Annotated in this window: 10 protein-coding genes; 6 read left to right on the top strand and 4 right to left on the bottom strand. The window is 62.2% G+C overall.

Translation table 11 applies throughout. The features are described 5' to 3' along the window. Positions 1–103 precede the first annotated feature (103 nt). Entirely contained in the window at positions 104–889 is a 786-nt protein-coding gene (locus tag ABD919_RS01625) for an enoyl-CoA hydratase-related protein (protein ID WP_345233191.1), read from the top strand. Between the two features lie 110 nt (positions 890–999). On the opposite strand, the gene ABD919_RS01620 is transcribed toward ABD919_RS01625, so the two are convergent. Then, a complete protein-coding gene (locus ABD919_RS01620) occupies positions 1,000–1,845 on the bottom strand; it encodes a hypothetical protein (protein WP_345233190.1) in 846 nt (281 codons plus the stop codon). Between the two features lie 175 nt (positions 1,846–2,020). On the opposite strand from ABD919_RS01620, the gene ABD919_RS01615 reads away from it, so the two are divergent. Together ABD919_RS01615 and ABD919_RS01610 are read left to right on the top strand one after the other, a co-directional pair. Further along, positions 2,021–2,617, top strand: a complete 597-nt coding sequence (locus tag ABD919_RS01615) for a DUF4142 domain-containing protein (RefSeq protein WP_345233188.1) — start codon at positions 2,021–2,023, stop codon at positions 2,615–2,617. Positions 2,618–2,684: 67 nt separating this feature from the next. Further along, entirely contained in the window at positions 2,685–3,389 is a 705-nt protein-coding gene (locus ABD919_RS01610; RefSeq protein ID WP_345233186.1) for a DUF4142 domain-containing protein, read from the top strand. Between the two features lie 92 nt (positions 3,390–3,481). Here the strand turns inward: ABD919_RS01610 and uvrA are convergent, their stop codons facing one another. Then, positions 3,482–6,481 carry an excinuclease ABC subunit UvrA gene (uvrA, locus tag ABD919_RS01605; protein ID WP_345233184.1) on the bottom strand — a complete coding sequence of 1,000 codons (3,000 nt, stop codon included), beginning with the start codon at positions 6,479–6,481 and terminating at the stop codon, positions 3,482–3,484. Between the two features lie 271 nt (positions 6,482–6,752). On the opposite strand from uvrA, the gene ABD919_RS01600 reads away from it, so the two are divergent. Continuing rightward, positions 6,753–7,214 carry a hypothetical protein gene (locus ABD919_RS01600; protein ID WP_345233182.1) on the top strand — a complete coding sequence of 154 codons (462 nt, stop codon included), beginning with the start codon at positions 6,753–6,755 and terminating at the stop codon, positions 7,212–7,214. A gap of 92 nt (positions 7,215–7,306) precedes the next feature. On the opposite strand, the gene asnS is transcribed toward ABD919_RS01600, so the two are convergent. Then, positions 7,307–8,701: an asparagine--tRNA ligase gene (gene asnS, locus ABD919_RS01595; protein ID WP_345233180.1), complete on the bottom strand. Its 1,395-nt coding sequence runs from the start codon at positions 8,699–8,701 to the stop codon at positions 7,307–7,309. 210 nt (positions 8,702–8,911) lie between these two features. On the opposite strand from asnS, the gene rpoN reads away from it, so the two are divergent. Together rpoN and ABD919_RS01585 are read left to right on the top strand one after the other, a co-directional pair. Next, positions 8,912–10,477, top strand: coding sequence for an RNA polymerase factor sigma-54 (gene rpoN, locus ABD919_RS01590; RefSeq protein ID WP_345233178.1), 1,566 nt, complete (start codon positions 8,912–8,914; stop codon positions 10,475–10,477). 185 nt (positions 10,478–10,662) lie between these two features. Continuing rightward, positions 10,663–13,440 carry a response regulator gene (locus ABD919_RS01585; RefSeq protein WP_345233177.1) on the top strand — a complete coding sequence of 926 codons (2,778 nt, stop codon included), beginning with the start codon at positions 10,663–10,665 and terminating at the stop codon, positions 13,438–13,440. An 88-nt stretch (positions 13,441–13,528) separates the two neighbouring features. Here ABD919_RS01585 and ABD919_RS01580 read toward each other — a convergent pair whose 3' ends face one another. Continuing rightward, positions 13,529–15,106, bottom strand: coding sequence for a hypothetical protein (locus tag ABD919_RS01580; protein ID WP_345233175.1), 1,578 nt, complete (start codon positions 15,104–15,106; stop codon positions 13,529–13,531). Positions 15,107–15,581 lie beyond the last annotated feature (475 nt).

Here is a 15,581-nt window from a genome sequence, read left to right as displayed (position 1 = left end):
TGCGGGTGCAGAAAAAGAAGAAACCTTTACTACCGTTATTTGCACGATTCCCATTAGCACTCCCATTCAGCCATTCACCCATTCCGCCATTCACCCATTGTCAATGGAATACACCAGCCTTCTCTACGATGTGCGCCCCGACGGCATCGCGACGATTACCCTCAACCGCCCGGATGTTTTCAACGCTTTCAACGACCCGCTGAGCTATGAGCTGCAGGACGCCCTCAAGCAAGTGGCCCGCGACGCGGCCGTGCGTGTGGTGGTGCTCACCGGCGCCGGCCGGGCTTTCTGCTCGGGCCAGGACCTGAAGGCGGCCCAGGGCAGCGAGAAACGGTCGTTTTACGACTCGCTGCACAAGCGCTACAACCCCATTATCCGGGCCATGCGCGGCCTGCCCAAGCCCATCATTGGCCGCCTCAACGGCGTAGCTGCCGGCGCAGGCTGCTCGCTGGCGCTGGCCTGTGATGCCGTGGTAGCCAGCACCGAGGCCTCCCTGATTGAGGTGTTCATCAACATCGGCCTGGTGCCCGACTCCGGCTCGTCTTACTTCCTGCCCCGGCTGGTGGGCAGTCTCAAGGCATTTGAGCTAGCCACGCTGGGCTCAAAAGTGCCGGCCGAAGAGGCCCTGCGCCTGGGCATGGTGAACCAGGTAGTAGCGCCCGAGCAGCTCGACGAAGCTACTTATGCCCTGGCAGCACGATATGCGTCGGCTCCTACCAAGAGCATTGGCCTTATCAAGCAGATGCTCAACAAGGCCGGCGCCGCCAGCCTCGACGAAATGCTCGACTACGAAGCGCACTGCCAGCAGATTGCGGGGGAGTCGGACGACTACTACGAGGGCGTAAAAGCCTTTACTGAAAAGCGCAAGCCTGTTTTCACGGGAAAATAGCAGTTGGCTATTGGTTTTTGGCCTCGTTAACTCATCCATAATGTTCAAGCAAAAGGCCCGCTCATATTGAGCGGGCCTTTTGCTTAAAACTCCTACTAAAAACCAACTATCTAGCGCAGGGTGATGGGGTAAGTGCGCCCGTTCACGGTTACCGAGGCGCTGTTGTCGCAGGCCTGGGTGCCGCTGGGGTCGTAGTTGAGCAGCAGGGTCTGGGAGCGGGAGTTGACGATGTTCACCGTGCCGGCCACGTAGTACTTGTAGCAGTCGCCACGCTTGATGAGCGGCTGCTGAATGGTGGTGGTGTAGCTCACCCCCCGGCGGTTCGTGCCGCTCGACTGCCCGGTTACGCTGTACACGTCGTCGGAAGTTTGCGTGGTACCGAAGCCGGCGGTGCGGGTGAACACCCAGTTGGCCGTCCAGCTATGGGTGCCGCCGTTGTTGGCGCGGATGATGCTGGCGCTGGGCACGTCCACCGAAAAGGAGCCGCTGCCCAGGTCAGTGAAGATGCGGGTAGCCGTGTGCTGGTTATCGTTGACGAAGTAGTTCTCGCGCGTCACCTCGGCTCCGGCCCGGCGGGTGGGCGTATCGGTGGTGAACTGCACGATGACTTTCCCGCGGCGGTAGCGCCCGTCGGGGCACAGGCAGTTGGTGGGGCCGAAGTCGATGGTGAGGATGCGCGTAGTGGCATTGTAGGTGCGGGTGGCGCAGGTACCGTAGATGCGGCGCAGCTCGGGGTCGGACGCCACGGCCGGCGAGCCGCTTACATTTTTATCGACTGGCGCCGCTGCCGAAAGAATATCGGAGCTGAGGGCGTTTTCGACGTTGGCCTCGCCTTGGTCTTCGGCCGAGACGATGTCAGCATCGGGGCTTACCTGGTCGCGCTTGCAGGCGGTGGTAAGAAGCAGGCTACCCGCTAGGGCAGCCATCAGAACGGAGCGTAATGCAGAGGTAGGCATGAGCGAAAGATAAGTGAAAGTGGTGAGCTAAACGCGTTTGGTGCCGGTTGGAGGCAGGTGCCCCCCGGAAGTTTAAGCGGGTAGCTAAAATATTTTTGAATTGCAGGAAATAACCTGTGGCATGGCCCCTCGTATAGCAGGCTCAACTCTTTCCGCTTCCCTCTACTTCAGCTCCATGCGGCCTTTCCTCCATTCCTGGCAGCGGCTGCTGCCACAGGTTTTATGTGTGGTCTTTCTGGCCGCCTGCTCCAGCGATGGAAGCCGTGGCTCAGCGGAGTCGGCTATGCAGCTCAACCGGGAACATATCAACGAGGCCGATGTGACGGAGCGACAGGAGGAAGACGCCGCTTTCATGGTAAAGCTGACGGGCAACACGCTGTTGGAGATTGAGCTGGGCAAGCTGGCCCAGGCGCGGGCCCATACCCCCGTGGCCCGGCAGTACGGCACCCGGCTGGTGCAAAGCAAGCTGGAGCTGCTCCAGTCCCTACGCGGCCTGGCTGCTGCGAAGCGCCTGGCGGTACCGGCGGCGCTCAGCGACGACGAGCAGGCCGCTTTCCACGAAGTAAGCTCCCTTTCCGGGCCCAGGCTCGACCAGAAGGTTCTGGCCCTGGTCATCAAAACCCACAAGCAGGACGAAGACGCCCTGGACGAGATGCGCGACGACGCCTACGACGGCGACATCCGCGGCTTGGCGGCCAAGTACCTGCCCCCCCTGCGCGAACAGCTGGCTACTGCCGAAGAAATAGCCGATGAAGTAGACGCCCTGCCTTAACCACTTGTCCGCAAAGCCCTTAATTTGAACGAACCCAACTTCCTTTTCAACCCAAACACCCCGCTTTATGAAACGTATCCTTTTGCCCATGCTCGCTGCTGGCATGTTCACCTTTGCCAGCTGTGGCGACAATAACAAGGCCGTGACCTCCGAAAATGGCAACGCCGACGACAGCTACATGAACGGGGAAACCCTCGGCGACAGCAACTCTACCTCCATGCCTGCCGGCGCCAGCGACCCCAGCAACAAGCCCGCCACTGCCGGCACCGACCGTATCCAGAACTTCGACCCCAATGCTCAGAACACAGCGGAGGCGCCTCACGCCACCGACGCCGAGTTTATGATGTCGGCGGCCCACAGCGACCAGAACGAGATTCAGCAAAGCAAGATGGCCCTGGCCAAAGGCGTGACCGGTATGGTGAAGGAACACGCCAACATGATGATTGCCGACCATACCAAATCCACGGCCGACCTGAAGAAGATAGCCGCCAAAAAAGGCGTAACCCTGCCCACCGACATGGACGCCGAGCATAAGGCCCTGGCCGCCGAGATGGAAAAGCTGTCGGGCAAGGACTTTGAAGCCCGCTACATGCAGCAAATGGTGCTCGACCATCAGAAGACGGTCAACACCATGGTTTCGCACGATAAGATGACCAAAGACGCCGACCTCAAAGGCTTCATCGCCAAGACGCTGCCCGTAGTGCAGAAGCACCTGGGCAGCTCCCGGGAGCACAGCCACATGCACGACAACACCACCAAGGCTACGGAATAAAGTATCCCGTCATAAAAAAGCCGCTCCGGAAGCTTCCGGAGCGGCTTTTTTATGCGCTACTGAGAACAACCAGTTGTTGAAATACCCTTGCCTTACGCAGTGTACTTGCTGGTTTTCAGCTCTTCGGCCAGGAAGCGGGCAGTGTGGCCTTTGCCGGCTTTGGCTACCTGCTCGGGCGTGCCCTGGGCCACGATGGTGCCGCCACCGGCGCCGCCTTCGGGGCCGATGTCGATGACGTGGTCGGCCACCTTAATCAGGTCCAGGTTGTGCTCGATGATGAGGACGGTGTTGCCCTTGTCGGCCAGCTTCTGCAGCACGTCGGCCAAGTGGTTGATGTCTTCGAAGTGCAGGCCCGTGGTTGGTTCATCCAGAATGTAGAAAGTTTTGCCGGTGTCTTTCTTGCTGAGCTCCGTGGCCAGCTTCACGCGCTGGGCTTCGCCGCCTGAGAGCGTGGTGGCCTGCTGGCCTAAGGTGAGGTAGCCCAGGCCTACCTCGTTCAGGGTCCGGATTTTGCGCAGGATGCGGGGCTGAAACTCGAAGAACTCCACGGCCTTTTCCACCGTCATATCCAGGATGTCGGTGATGGACTTGCCCTTGAAGCGCACTTCCAGCGTTTCGCGGTTGTAGCGGCGGCCTTTGCAGGTTTCGCAGGGCACGTGCACGTCGGGCAGGAAGTTCATCTCAATGGTGCGGATGCCGGCGCCCTCGCAGGTTTCGCAGCGCCCACCCTTCACGTTAAAGGAGAAGCGGCCTGGGCCGTAGCCGCGGATTTTAGCTTCCGGCATCTCGGCGTAGAGCTGGCGGATTTCCGTCATCACCCCCGTGTAGGTGGCCGGGTTAGAACGCGGCGTGCGCCCGATGGGCGACTGGTCGACCTCAATCACCTTGTCCACCAAATCCAGGCCCTCGATGCTGCCGTAGGGCAGCGGCTCCTTCTTGGCGTTGAAGAAGTGCTGGTTGAGGATGGGGTACAGCGTTTCGTGGATGAGCGTGCTCTTGCCCGAGCCCGATACGCCCGTCACGGCCACCAGCTTGCCCAGCGGCACCTTCAGGGTCACGTTCTTGAGGTTGTGGCCCTTGGCGCCTTTCAGCACCAGCTCCTTGCCTTCGCCCTTGCGCTTTTGCTTGCGCATCTCGATGTGCTTCTGCCCGCTCAGGTACTGTGAGGTGAGGCTGCCCGAGCTGAAAATCTCCTGAGGCGAGCCCGAAGCCACAATCTGCCCGCCGTGAATGCCGGCGCCGGGGCCGATGTCGAGCACGTGGTCGGCGTGCAGAATCATGTCTTTGTCGTGCTCCACCACAATCACCGAGTTGCCGATGTCGCGCAGGTGCTGCAGGGCCTTAATCAGCCGCTCGTTGTCGCGCTGGTGCAGGCCAATGCTGGGCTCGTCCATGATGTAGAGCACGCCCACCAGCTGGGTACCAATCTGGGTGGCCAGGCGGATGCGCTGGCTTTCGCCCCCGCTCAGGGTGCGCACGGGGCGGTGCAGGTTGAGGTAGTCGAGTCCCACTTCCAGCAGGAAGCCGATGCGCTTGCGGATTTCTTTGAGCAGCTCGCGGGCAATGACGTTCTGCCGCTCCGTGAGCCGGTCTTCCAGCCCCTCAAACCAGCCGGCCAGCTCGTTGAGGTCCATCACCGACAGCTCGCCGATGTGCTTGCCGTCCATCTTGAAGTGCAGGCTTTCCTTTTTCAGGCGGAAGCCCTGGCACTCGGGGCAGGTCTGGGCCTGGGCGTACTGCTGAATCCACTCCCGGATGTTGTCCGACTCCGAATCCATCTGCCGCTGCAGGAAGGGAATGATGCCTTCAAACGGCTCGGTGTAGCTGGTTTTGCTGTCGTCCACCTCGTCTTCGCTGATGCCGTAGAGCAGGCGCTTGAGCAAGTCCTCGGGCAGCTTTTCCAGGGCCGTGTTCAGCGTGGCCTTGTTTTTCTTGAGAATGAGCGAGAGCTGCTGAAAAATCCAGATGTCGCGGTACTCGCCCAGGGGGGCGATGCCGCCCCGCGCAATGCTGAGCTTGCGGTCGGGCATCACGGTTTCTTCGGTAATCTCCTGCACCTCGCCCAGGCCGTTGCAGGTGGGGCAGGCGCCGTAGGGCGAGTTGAAGCTGAAGGTGTTGGGGGCCGGGTCGTCGTAGGCGATGCCCGTGGCCGGGTCCATGAGGAAGCGCGAGAAAAACTGCGGCTTGGCCTTGTCGCCTTTCGCGTCGGGGTCGAGCACCAGCATGGTGCCTTTGCCGTGGGTAAGGGCATTCTGCACCGAGCCGGAGAGGCGGAACCGGTCGTCTTCCTTTACCACCAGCCGGTCAATCACGATTTCGATGTCGTGAATCTTGTAGCGGTCCACCTGCATCTTGGGTGTGATGTCGAGCAGCTCGCCGTCCACGCGCACCTTGGTGAAGCCCAGTTTGGCAATCTTCTGGAAGTCTTCGCGGTAGTGGCCCTTGCGGCCTTTCACCACCGGCGCCAGCACAATGAGCTTCTTGCCGTCGAAGTGCCGCAGGATGTAGTTGATAATCTGGTCGTCGCTCTGCCGAATCATCTTCTTGCCCGTGGCGTAGCTGAAGGCTTCGGCCGTGCGGGCGTAGAGCAGGCGCAGGAAGTCGTAAATCTCGGTGATGGTGCCCACCGTGGAGCGGGGGTTGCGCGAGGTGGTTTTCTGCTCGATGCTGATAACCGGCGACAGGCCCTCAATCTTGTCCACGTCGGGCCGCTCCAGCCCGCCCATGAAGCTGCGGGCGTAGGCCGAGAAGGTTTCCATGTAGCGGCGCTGCCCCTCGGCGTAGATGGTATCGAAGGCCAGGCTGGACTTGCCCGAGCCCGAGATGCCCGTAAACACCACCAGGCGGTTGCGCGGAATCTGCACGCTCACGTTTTTCAGGTTGTGCTCCCGGGCCCCGTACACCTCAATAAAAGGCGCTTCGATGTGGGCACTGGTGCCGGTGCTGAAGCCGGCAAGCTGTCCGTTGGTTACCACGGCCGGCAAGCCGTTGCCCTCAGTGGTCGGTGCTGCTTTCTTCTTGGAAGCTTTCGGAGCGGAAGCCGCTGCTTTGGGTGCTTTGGCAGGGGGCGAGGCAGATGTTTTTTTGGCCATGCAGGAATGCGGCGGATAAGTCCGCAAAAGTACGGAAAACGCTGCCCGGAAGCTAGCGGAAACAGGATATTTGCCAGCGGAGTTAGCAGCCCCAGGCAGCAGCCCGGCGCTGGTAAACGCGTTGGCTGATAACAAGCAGCCGGCCGGGTTTGTGCCCGCCGAAATGAAACACTACGTAAAACTCCGGCAGTAGCGGCTGCGTACGCGACTAATCAAGTTGGCATCGTCCTTGTATTCAGGCCGGCATCACCCTCTTTCCTCACCATTAGCCATGAAAAAGCTCCCTTATATTTTCGCTGCTTCCCTGTTGGGTCTGGTTACGCTGGCGGCCTCCACGGCCCAGGCGCAAAGCAAGCTTCCCCCGTGGATTGGCGGCAAAACCGAAACTCCGGCGCCCCAGCCCGCGCCCCAGCCTGCTCCTACCACCCAGCCGTCGCAGACTACGCCGCCCGTATATGGTGAGTCGCGCCCCGATGTAGCCGGGCGCATCCCGGAACCCGGCTCCCCCGAGTACTCAGCTGACCGCAACCGCAAGGGCCACCCCCACGGCATGCCCCCCGGCCAGGCCAAAAAGTACGGCTACCGCGCCAATCCCAGCAACGGTGGCCTGCCCCCCGGCCAGGCTAAAAAAGCTTACCGCGGTCCGGCCGCCGTTCCCGGAACGGTGTACATGGAAGAGCAGAAGCACGAGCACAAAGGCAAAGGCAAGGGCCACGGGAAAGGCAAGCGCTAATAGCCTCCTGGCACAAAAAAAGGCGACCCCTGCGGGTCGCCTTTTCTGTGTTTAGCTTTTGACAGGCTGACTTCTGAGAGTCGGCCTACGGCTTAAAACTCCGCATTTTTTGGGAAGCGCGGGAAGGGAATCACGTCGCGGATGTTGGCCATGCCGGTCACGAACAACACCAGGCGCTCGAAGCCCAGGCCGAAGCCGGCGTGCGGGGCGCTGCCGAAGCGGCGAGTGTCGAGAAACCAGCTCAGCTCCTCGGCGGGCACGTGCATCTCGGCCATGCGGGCGAGCAGCTTCTCCAGGTCTTCCTCGCGCTGCGAGCCGCCGATGATTTCGCCAATGCCGGGAAACAGCACGTCCATGGCCCGCACGGTGCGCCCATCGTCGTCCAGCTTCATGTAGAAGGCCTTGATTTCCTTGGGGTAGTTGGTAAGGATAACCGGCTTCTTGAAGTGCTTTTCGACCAGGTAACGCTCGTGCTCGCTCTGCAGGTCGGTGCCCCAGTCCACGGGAAACTCGAACTTCTGCCTGGCGCCCTTCAGCACGTCCACGGCCTCGGTATAGGTGAGGCGCTGGAAGTCGTTGTCGACCACAAACCGCAGGCGGGCCAGCAGCTCCTTGTCGTAGTGCTCGTTGAGGAACGCCAGGTCGTCGGCGCAGTTGTCGAGGGCATAGCGCACGAGGTACTTGAGGAAGTCCTCGGCCAGGTCCATGTTTTCCTCCAGCTCGTTGAAGGCCACTTCGGGCTCAATCATCCAGAACTCGGCCAGGTGGCGGGCGGTGTTGGAGTTTTCGGCCCGGAAGGTGGGGCCGAAGGTGTAGATTTTGCCCAGCGCCAGCGCCGCCAGCTCGCCTTCGAGCTGCCCCGACACGGTAAGGTTGGTGGCTTTGCCGAAAAAGTCCTGGGCGTAGTCCACCTCGCCGGTTTCGGTGCGCGGCGGGTTGTCGGCCGGCAGCGTCGTCACGCGAAACATCTGCCCGGCACCCTCGGCGTCGGAGCCGGTGATGATGGGCGTGTGGACGTAGAAGAAGCCGTTGTCGTTGTAGTACTTGTGCACGGCAAAGGCCAGGGCGTGCCGCACGCGCAGCACCGCGCCGAAGGTGTTGGTACGGGGCCGCAGGTGGGCAATTTCGCGCAGGAACTCCAGCGAGTGCCCTTTCTTCTGCAAGGGGTAGGTTTCGGGGTCGGCCTTGCCGAGCACCGTGATTTCGCTGGCTTGAATCTCAACCGACTGGCCCTTGCCCTGGGAAGCTACCAGCGTGCCGCGCACGGCCAAGCAGGCGCCGGTGGCTACGTCTTTCAGATTTTCCTCGGGGAAGTTCTCGGCTGCGGCCACCACCTGAATGTTGTGGAGGACGGAGCCGTCGTTGAGGGCAATAAACTGCACGTATTTATTGCCGCGGCGGGTACGAACCCAGCCTTTGACGAGTACTTCGCGGTCGAGCTCCTGGCTGGCCAGCAGCTGCTGTACGGTGGACCGTTTGAGGGACATAGCTAATCTATCTGAAAGCAGTTGAAGCCGCAAAGGTAGCCGCAACTCCAGCTTTTGTAACGTCTGCTTGCCGTTGGCGCGGGTGGGCTCGGTAATCGGCAAGCGCTGCGCCGGCTGAAAGTTGGCCTTACCCGGCGCACTTCTTAACTTTTCCCGGGCCGTAGGAGTAAAAAAAGCCGGCCGTGCTGCCGATTCCGTATTTTCGCCTTTATGCAACGTCTCGATTTAAAACAGCTGCTTTCCCAGAAGCTTTCGCCCCAGCAGATTCAGTTCATCAAGCTGCTGCAAATTCCTACGGCGGAGCTCGAAACGCGCATCAAGGAGGAAATGGAGGTGAACCCGGCCCTGGAGGAAGACGATTCCGACGAGCCCGAGGAGATGGAGCGCGACGATGACGACAGCGACGACCCGGACGACGACCCCGACGCCGAGTTCGACAGCGACGACAACACCCTCGACGAAGACTTTGAAGACCGTGCCCCGGCCGAGGAGCAGCCCGAGCCGGAGCTGCCCAAGGACGAACCGGCCGACAGTCCCGACAACACCGACCTGGACCTGAGCGACTACCTAAACGACGACGAGATTGCCGGCTACAAGATGCAGGGCGACGGCCCCGGCGAGGAGGAGGAGCGCGACATGCCCCTGGCCGACACCAGCGGCTCGCTCATGGACTCGCTCCTGGACCAGCTGCACTTTGCCGACCTCGACGAAAAGCAGGAGGCCATTGGCCAGCAGCTGATTGGCTCCATCGACGGCGACGGCTACATCCGGCGCGACCTGTCGGCCATTGCCAACGACCTGGCTTTCTCCCAGAACATCGAGGCCAGCGTGCCCGAGATTGAAGCCGTGCTGCGCGTGATTCAGGGATTCGACCCACCCGGCATTGCCGCCCGCGACCTGCCCGAGTGCCTGCTGCTGCAGCTGGAGCGCCGCCCCCAGGACGAGGCCACGATGAATGCCGAGCGCATCCTGACCGAGACGTTTGAGGAGTTCACAAAAAAGCACTACCCCCGCATTCAGCAGAAGCTGGATTTGGAAGACGACGAGCTGAAGGAGGCCATCAACGTCATCCTCAAGCTCAACCCCAAGCCCGGCGGCAGCGGGCCCACCGGCCCGGGCAAGACCCAGTACCTGATGCCGGACTTTATTCTCACGAACGACAACGGCGTGCTGAACCTGACCCTGAACGCCCGCAACGCCCCCGAGCTGCGCGTGAGCCCGGCCTACACCGAGATGTTCCGCACCTACGACAAGGCCGCCAAGAAGGACGCCAAGATGAAGGAGGCCGTAACCTTTGTGAAGCAGAAGCTGGATTCGGCCAAGTGGTTTATCGATGCCATCCGGCAGCGGCAGAACACCCTGCTGCGCACCATGAACGCCATTGTGGACCTGCAGCGCGACTTCTTCCTGGAAGGCGACGAGGGCAAGCTCAAGCCCATGATTCTGAAAGACATTGCCCAGCGCATTGGCATGGACATCTCCACCGTCAGCCGCGTGGCCAACTCCAAGTCTATCCAGACGGAGTTTGGCATCTACCCGCTCAAGTACTTCTTCTCCGAAGGCATTGCCACCGACTCGGGCGAGGATGCCAGCAGCCGCGAGGTGAAAAGCATTCTGAAAGACCTGATAAGCAACGAGAACAAGGCCCGCCCGCTGAGCGACGACAAGCTGGAGAAGATGCTGAACGCCCGCGGCTACAACATTGCCCGCCGCACCGTAGCCAAGTACCGCGAGCAGCTCAACATTCCCGTAGCCCGCCTGCGCAAGGAGCTTTAGCTCTTTGAGCTTTAGCTCTTTCACCCAGGGGCATTAACATTTAACAGGGTGTTTTTGTCGTTTGGTAGCGTGCCGCATTACTTCGCGGCGCTAAAGCTGTGCAGGAAACCTTTCATGGTCAGCGGCTAGCCGTTCACGACCCATGCCTCTCCACTCATTTTTCATTGATAATTGGTGCCGGTTAAATGTTAAATGAACTGGAATTACCCAACGACGCGGAGCAGCTGCGGGCGCTGCTACTGGAGGAAAGAGCCCAACGGCAACGGGTAGAAGCGGAGCTGGCCCGCCTGCACGCCGCGTCCCGCATTCCGCTGCTAAACCCCAACCCCGTGCTGCAAATCAGTGCCCGGGGGGAGCTGCTGTATGCCAACCCGGCTGCCGAGCTGCTGGCCCAGGAGCTGCGCATGCAGGGGCCGTCGCGGGTGCGGCCCCAGCTGGTGCAGGCCGCCACCCAGGCCCTGCGCACCGGCGAAGCCGGGCAGCGCGACCTTACCGCCAACAGCCTGCACTACCTGCTGCACGCCGTGCCGGTAATGGAGGATGGCTATGCCATGCTCTACCTCACCGACATCTCCGCCCGGCGCCGGGCCGAGCAGGAAATCCACGACCAGCGCGAGTTCTACGAAACGATTCTGGGCTCGCTGCCGGCCGTAGTCACGGTGCTCAACCCCGACCAGACCTACCGCTACATCAACCCCTACGCCGAGCCCGACCCCATTCTGCGCAAGCGGCGCATCGGCCGCACTTTCGCCGAGCACTGCCGGGTACACGACCTGCCCCAGGCCCTGGCCGTGCGGCGGCACCGCCTGTTTGAGCGGGCCGTACGCACCCGCGAGATGGTGCGCTGGGAAGAGCGCTGGCCCGGGCCCGACGGTGAGTCGCCGCTGTACTGGCTGTGCTATTACCAGCCCGTGTTCGGCTCGGAAGGAGTGCTGCGCATGGTGATGTGCTACGGGCTGGACATTACCACCCGCCGCCTGGCTGAGGAGCGCAACTTTGAGAGCGAAGCCGCGGTGCAGGCCCAGCAGGCCTTCACCAAGCAGGTGCTGGACCTCAACCCCAACCTGATTTACGTGCGCGACGCCAACATGAACCTCGTGTTTGGCAACGAGGCCGCGCGGCGCTGGCAGCAGCAGCTGATTACAGCCGCCGGTACGGCCACGCACCGGCAGGCTCTGCCCGCCCGGGAGGTGCAGGCCGCCGCCGCTACCGATGCCCAGGTGCTGGCCTCGGGCGAATCGGTGGTAGTAGAAGAGCGGGCCACCATGCCCGATGGCAGCGTGCAGTGGTTTCAGTCGGTAAAATGCCCACTGGTGCAGCCCGACGGCGAAACCTGCGTGCTCGTTGTGAGCACCGACATCACCAAGCTGAAGCTGGCCCTTAAGGAGGCCGAGGCCGCCGCTACAGCCCGCGAAAACTTCCTGGCCAACATGAGCCATGAAATTCGCACCCCCATGAACGGCGTGCTGGGCATGGCCGGCCTGCTGGCCAAAACCGAGCTCAATGAGCAGCAGCGGGCCTACACCGACATTATCATGCACTCGGGCCGCCACCTGCTCAACGTGGTGAACGACGTGCTGGACATGGCCAAAATCACCTCTGGCTACCTGGAGCTGGAGCAAGCGGCCTTCAACCTCTGCGACTCTATGGGCCAGGCCGTGCAGCCGCTGGTGCTGCAGGCGCAGGAAAAGGGCATCACGGTGCAAGGCACCCTGCTGCGCGAGTCATGCCCCCACCCCTGGGTAGTGGGCGACCCGTACCGGCTGAATCAGATTCTGATAAACCTGGTATCCAACGCCATTAAGTTTACGCCCTCCGGCGGCACGGTTACCGTGGGCGGCTACCTGGTAGATGAAACCGAAGACACCCTCACCACCGAGTTCCGGGTAAGCGACACCGGCATTGGCATCGCGCCCAACAAGCTGCAGAGCATCTTCCAGGAGTTTACCCAGGCTTATACCGACACTACCCGGCAGTTTGGGGGCACGGGCCTGGGCCTGAGCATCAGCAAAGCGCTGGTGGAGCAGATGGGCGGCACCCTCAGCGTGCAGAGCGAGCCCGGCAAGGGCAGTACATTCTCGTTCAGAACCACCCTGCCCAGGGCCACGGCCGAGCAGCGCCGCGCCGCGCTGGCCCCGAAAGCGGCCCTCAACACCTCGACGCTGCGCGGCCGGCGCGTGCTGCTGGTAGAAGACAATGCCGTGAACCGCGAAGTGGTGCACATGCTGCTCAGCAACTACGGCATGGTGATAGACGAAGCCGACAGCGGCCACCAGGCCCTGGAGCTGTTTGGGCAGCACCGCTACGACGTGGTGCTGATGGACATTCAGATGCCGGGGATGAATGGCATGGAGGCCACAGCCCTCATCCGGCAGCACGCCGACGCGACCCGGGCTGCCACGCCCGTGCTGGCGTTGACCGCCAACGCCTTTCGGTCGGATGCCGACAAGTACCGCGCGGCTGGCATGAACGACACCCTGCCCAAGCCTTTTGAAGAAGCCGAGCTGCTGACCAAGCTGGCCGCCCTCATCACCGGCAGCGCGCAGGCGGCAGACAGCCCACCGGCTCCAGCCGCGCCGCCGGCTCCTGCGCCCAGGAAGGCGGCCAAGGCGCCCAAGGCCGCGCCGCCCCTGTTCGACCTGACCATGCTGCGGCAGACAGCCCACGGCAGCACCGCCTTCATGAACCGCGTGCTGGCCTCGTTTCTAAACAATACGCCCGCCAGCCTGGAGGAGGTGCGGGCTGGCCTGGCGGCTGCCGACTGGCCGGCCCTGGCTACGCTGGCTCACAAGCTGCGGCCTTCCCTGCGCCTGCTGGGTGCCGCCGCCCTGGTCTCCCCGATGGAGGTGCTGGAGTCGCCCAATGCCAGCGACGCGGAGCGAAAAGCAGCCGCTGCCCAGTTTGCCGACGGCCTGCAGGCCTTGCTGGAAGTGCTACCCAACGACGTGGACCTGGTGCCCTAATCCCGGCCTGTTTTGTCCTGCCTATAAGAAACCAACGCCCCGACCAGACCGGCCGGGGCGTTGGATTAAGGGCAATGCCTCGGCAGCGCTAGGGCAGTATTACCTGGCGCTGGGTGCGGCCCAGGGCAGCCCCGTCCACGTCGAGCATGCGCACCAGGTAAGTGCCTGCGGCCAGGTTGCTGAGCTCCAGGCTGCCGGCGGCGCCGGCAGGCAGGGCCACCTCGCGTACTACCTGGCCCAGCGTGGTGTAGAGCTGCAGGCGGCCGGCGCGGCGGCCGGCCGGCAGCTGCCAGCTGAGCTTGGCCGTGCCGTGGGCGGGATTCGGGGCCAGGGTAAACACCACGTCGGCCTGCGTAGCCGCGGTCGAGAGCGGGGCGTTCACCACCACGGGCAGGTTCTGCAGGTCAATCACGGCCACATAGCCCCGGCTGCCGGCGCTGGTGAAGCAGCTGCCGCCCACGTACACTGTGCGGCCATCCGGCCCGGGCACCAGGTCGTACGACGACACCGCCGAGCAGGCCGTGCTCACGAAGGGGTACGCCACGCTCAGCTTGCCGGTATGGCCCAGCAGGCGCTGCACCACGAAGCTGTTGGAAGCCGAGGCGGTATTCTGAGCGGAGAGGAGCGTCAGCAGGGTGCCGTCGGCCAGCTCACATACCTTGCCGCCGTACTGCATGCGCTGGCCCGGGGCCAGGCGCTCGAGGTGATACCACTGCAGCTGCAGCATGGAGTCGACCTTAATCATGATGGGCTGGCTGATGAGGGCCCCGGTGGTGTTGCTGGTGGAGTCGGCCTGGGCCGGAATCAGGAAGCCGCCGTCGCGCAGCTGGGTAATGTGGTTGCTTACCGAGCTGATGCTCCAGTTGGCCGCCATGGGGCTGATAAAGGCGTTGCGCAGGGAGTCGCCCTGCTGATTGAGCAGCATCAGGCGCAGCTTGATGAGGTGGTAGGGCGCGCCGTACTGGCCGGTGCCGGCCATGAGCAGGCGGTTGGTGCGCTGGTTGGTTTGCAGCAGGAAGGGCACCTCAGTGAAGCTGATGCCGTAGTTACGCACCCACAGCGGCTGGCCCAGGCTGTCGGTTTTTACCAGCTGCCAGCTTTTGCGCATGCCGCCCATGCTGGAGCCGCTCACAAAGAAGCCGCCGTCGAGGGCCGGCGTGAGCTTGCCTACGCGGCTGAGGCGGCTGCCGGTGCCGGGGTTAAAGGTCTGCGTCCAGCGGGCGCTGCGGGTATCGGCCGCGTAGCGCCCCATGAAGAAGTCGCGCTCGGTGCATTGGGTAGCGCCGGGCAGAGCCCGCTGCTGGTCGCCGAAAATCACGAAGTCGTTGCGGCCCATCCAGGTGATGTCGGACCAGCCCCCGCTCAGGGCCGGGCCGCGCTGGGTCCACACCGTGTCGAGCAGGGACGAGAGCAGGAAGTTGTCGTTCAGCGTGGAGTTGCAGCCGGTGCCGGGGGCCTGGCTCGAGATACCCTGCACCAGCAGGTTGTTGGCCGGCGTCAGCTGCAGGCGGTAGATGTTGAGCTGGGACTGGCGCAGGCCGCTCAGCAGGCGCTCGCGCACCAGGCGCTGGGCCTGTGCCGGCTGGGCCGCAAGGGCACAAAGCACGAGCATCAGCACCGCCTGCGCGGTTTTAATCAGGGATGGGTAACCAGGTACGCGTGCCATAGAATAAATGGTTGGTTGCTGCTTGCCCGCGTCCGAAAGTGCCCGCTTCACTGGTCGCAAATCGACCCGAAACTGATTAAATAAAGAAAGGCAAATCCAGGCGCAGAATAAAAGAATAGTAAGGGTAATTCTGTTACCAAGTTAAGTGAACTTTTTTAGTTTTCAAGCTCATCACCCCAACCTTTCTGGAATTCTTTTCGTAGCGCAGCCCCTCAAGCACTAGAAAAAGGAAGGCACCCCTCCGAGAAAAACACGTTTTTTCATCATGTCAAGCCATTTTCTAAGCTGGCAATGTCAGAGCCGCCGGCCAAGGCCCCAGGTAGAGAGGCCACGGCACAATGTCCAAATTCTGCACATTCAGCCTTGCGCTACCGCACAATACATTCCTGCACTTTTCCCGGATTTCGCTTGAACTGAGCGGGGCCATTCAAAAGCTGTTGTCCAGCTTATCGCTCCCTGTTTGGCGGCTCCCTTT

Origin of the sequence: Hymenobacter saemangeumensis, assembly GCF_039541835.1 — a bacterium.
In the GTDB taxonomy this organism is placed as follows: domain Bacteria; phylum Bacteroidota; class Bacteroidia; order Cytophagales; family Hymenobacteraceae; genus Hymenobacter; species Hymenobacter saemangeumensis.
Note: the sequence above shows the minus strand (reverse complement) of the source record. Positions and strands in the feature narration are given on the sequence as shown.

Coding starts and splice junctions, on each gene's coding strand:
- ABD919_RS01625 (WP_345233191.1), top strand. CDS start 104: ATGGAATACACCAGCCTTCTCTACGATGTGCGCCCCGACGGCATCGCG.
- ABD919_RS01620 (WP_345233190.1), bottom strand. CDS start 1,845: ATGCCTACCTCTGCATTACGCTCCGTTCTGATGGCTGCCCTAGCGGGT.
- ABD919_RS01615 (WP_345233188.1), top strand. CDS start 2,021: ATGCGGCCTTTCCTCCATTCCTGGCAGCGGCTGCTGCCACAGGTTTTA.
- ABD919_RS01610 (WP_345233186.1), top strand. CDS start 2,685: ATGAAACGTATCCTTTTGCCCATGCTCGCTGCTGGCATGTTCACCTTT.
- uvrA (WP_345233184.1), bottom strand. CDS start 6,481: ATGGCCAAAAAAACATCTGCCTCGCCCCCTGCCAAAGCACCCAAAGCA.
- ABD919_RS01600 (WP_345233182.1), top strand. CDS start 6,753: ATGAAAAAGCTCCCTTATATTTTCGCTGCTTCCCTGTTGGGTCTGGTT.
- asnS (WP_345233180.1), bottom strand. CDS start 8,701: ATGTCCCTCAAACGGTCCACCGTACAGCAGCTGCTGGCCAGCCAGGAG.
- rpoN (WP_345233178.1), top strand. CDS start 8,912: ATGCAACGTCTCGATTTAAAACAGCTGCTTTCCCAGAAGCTTTCGCCC.
- ABD919_RS01585 (WP_345233177.1), top strand. CDS start 10,663: ATGTTAAATGAACTGGAATTACCCAACGACGCGGAGCAGCTGCGGGCG.
- ABD919_RS01580 (WP_345233175.1), bottom strand. CDS start 15,106: ATGGCACGCGTACCTGGTTACCCATCCCTGATTAAAACCGCGCAGGCG.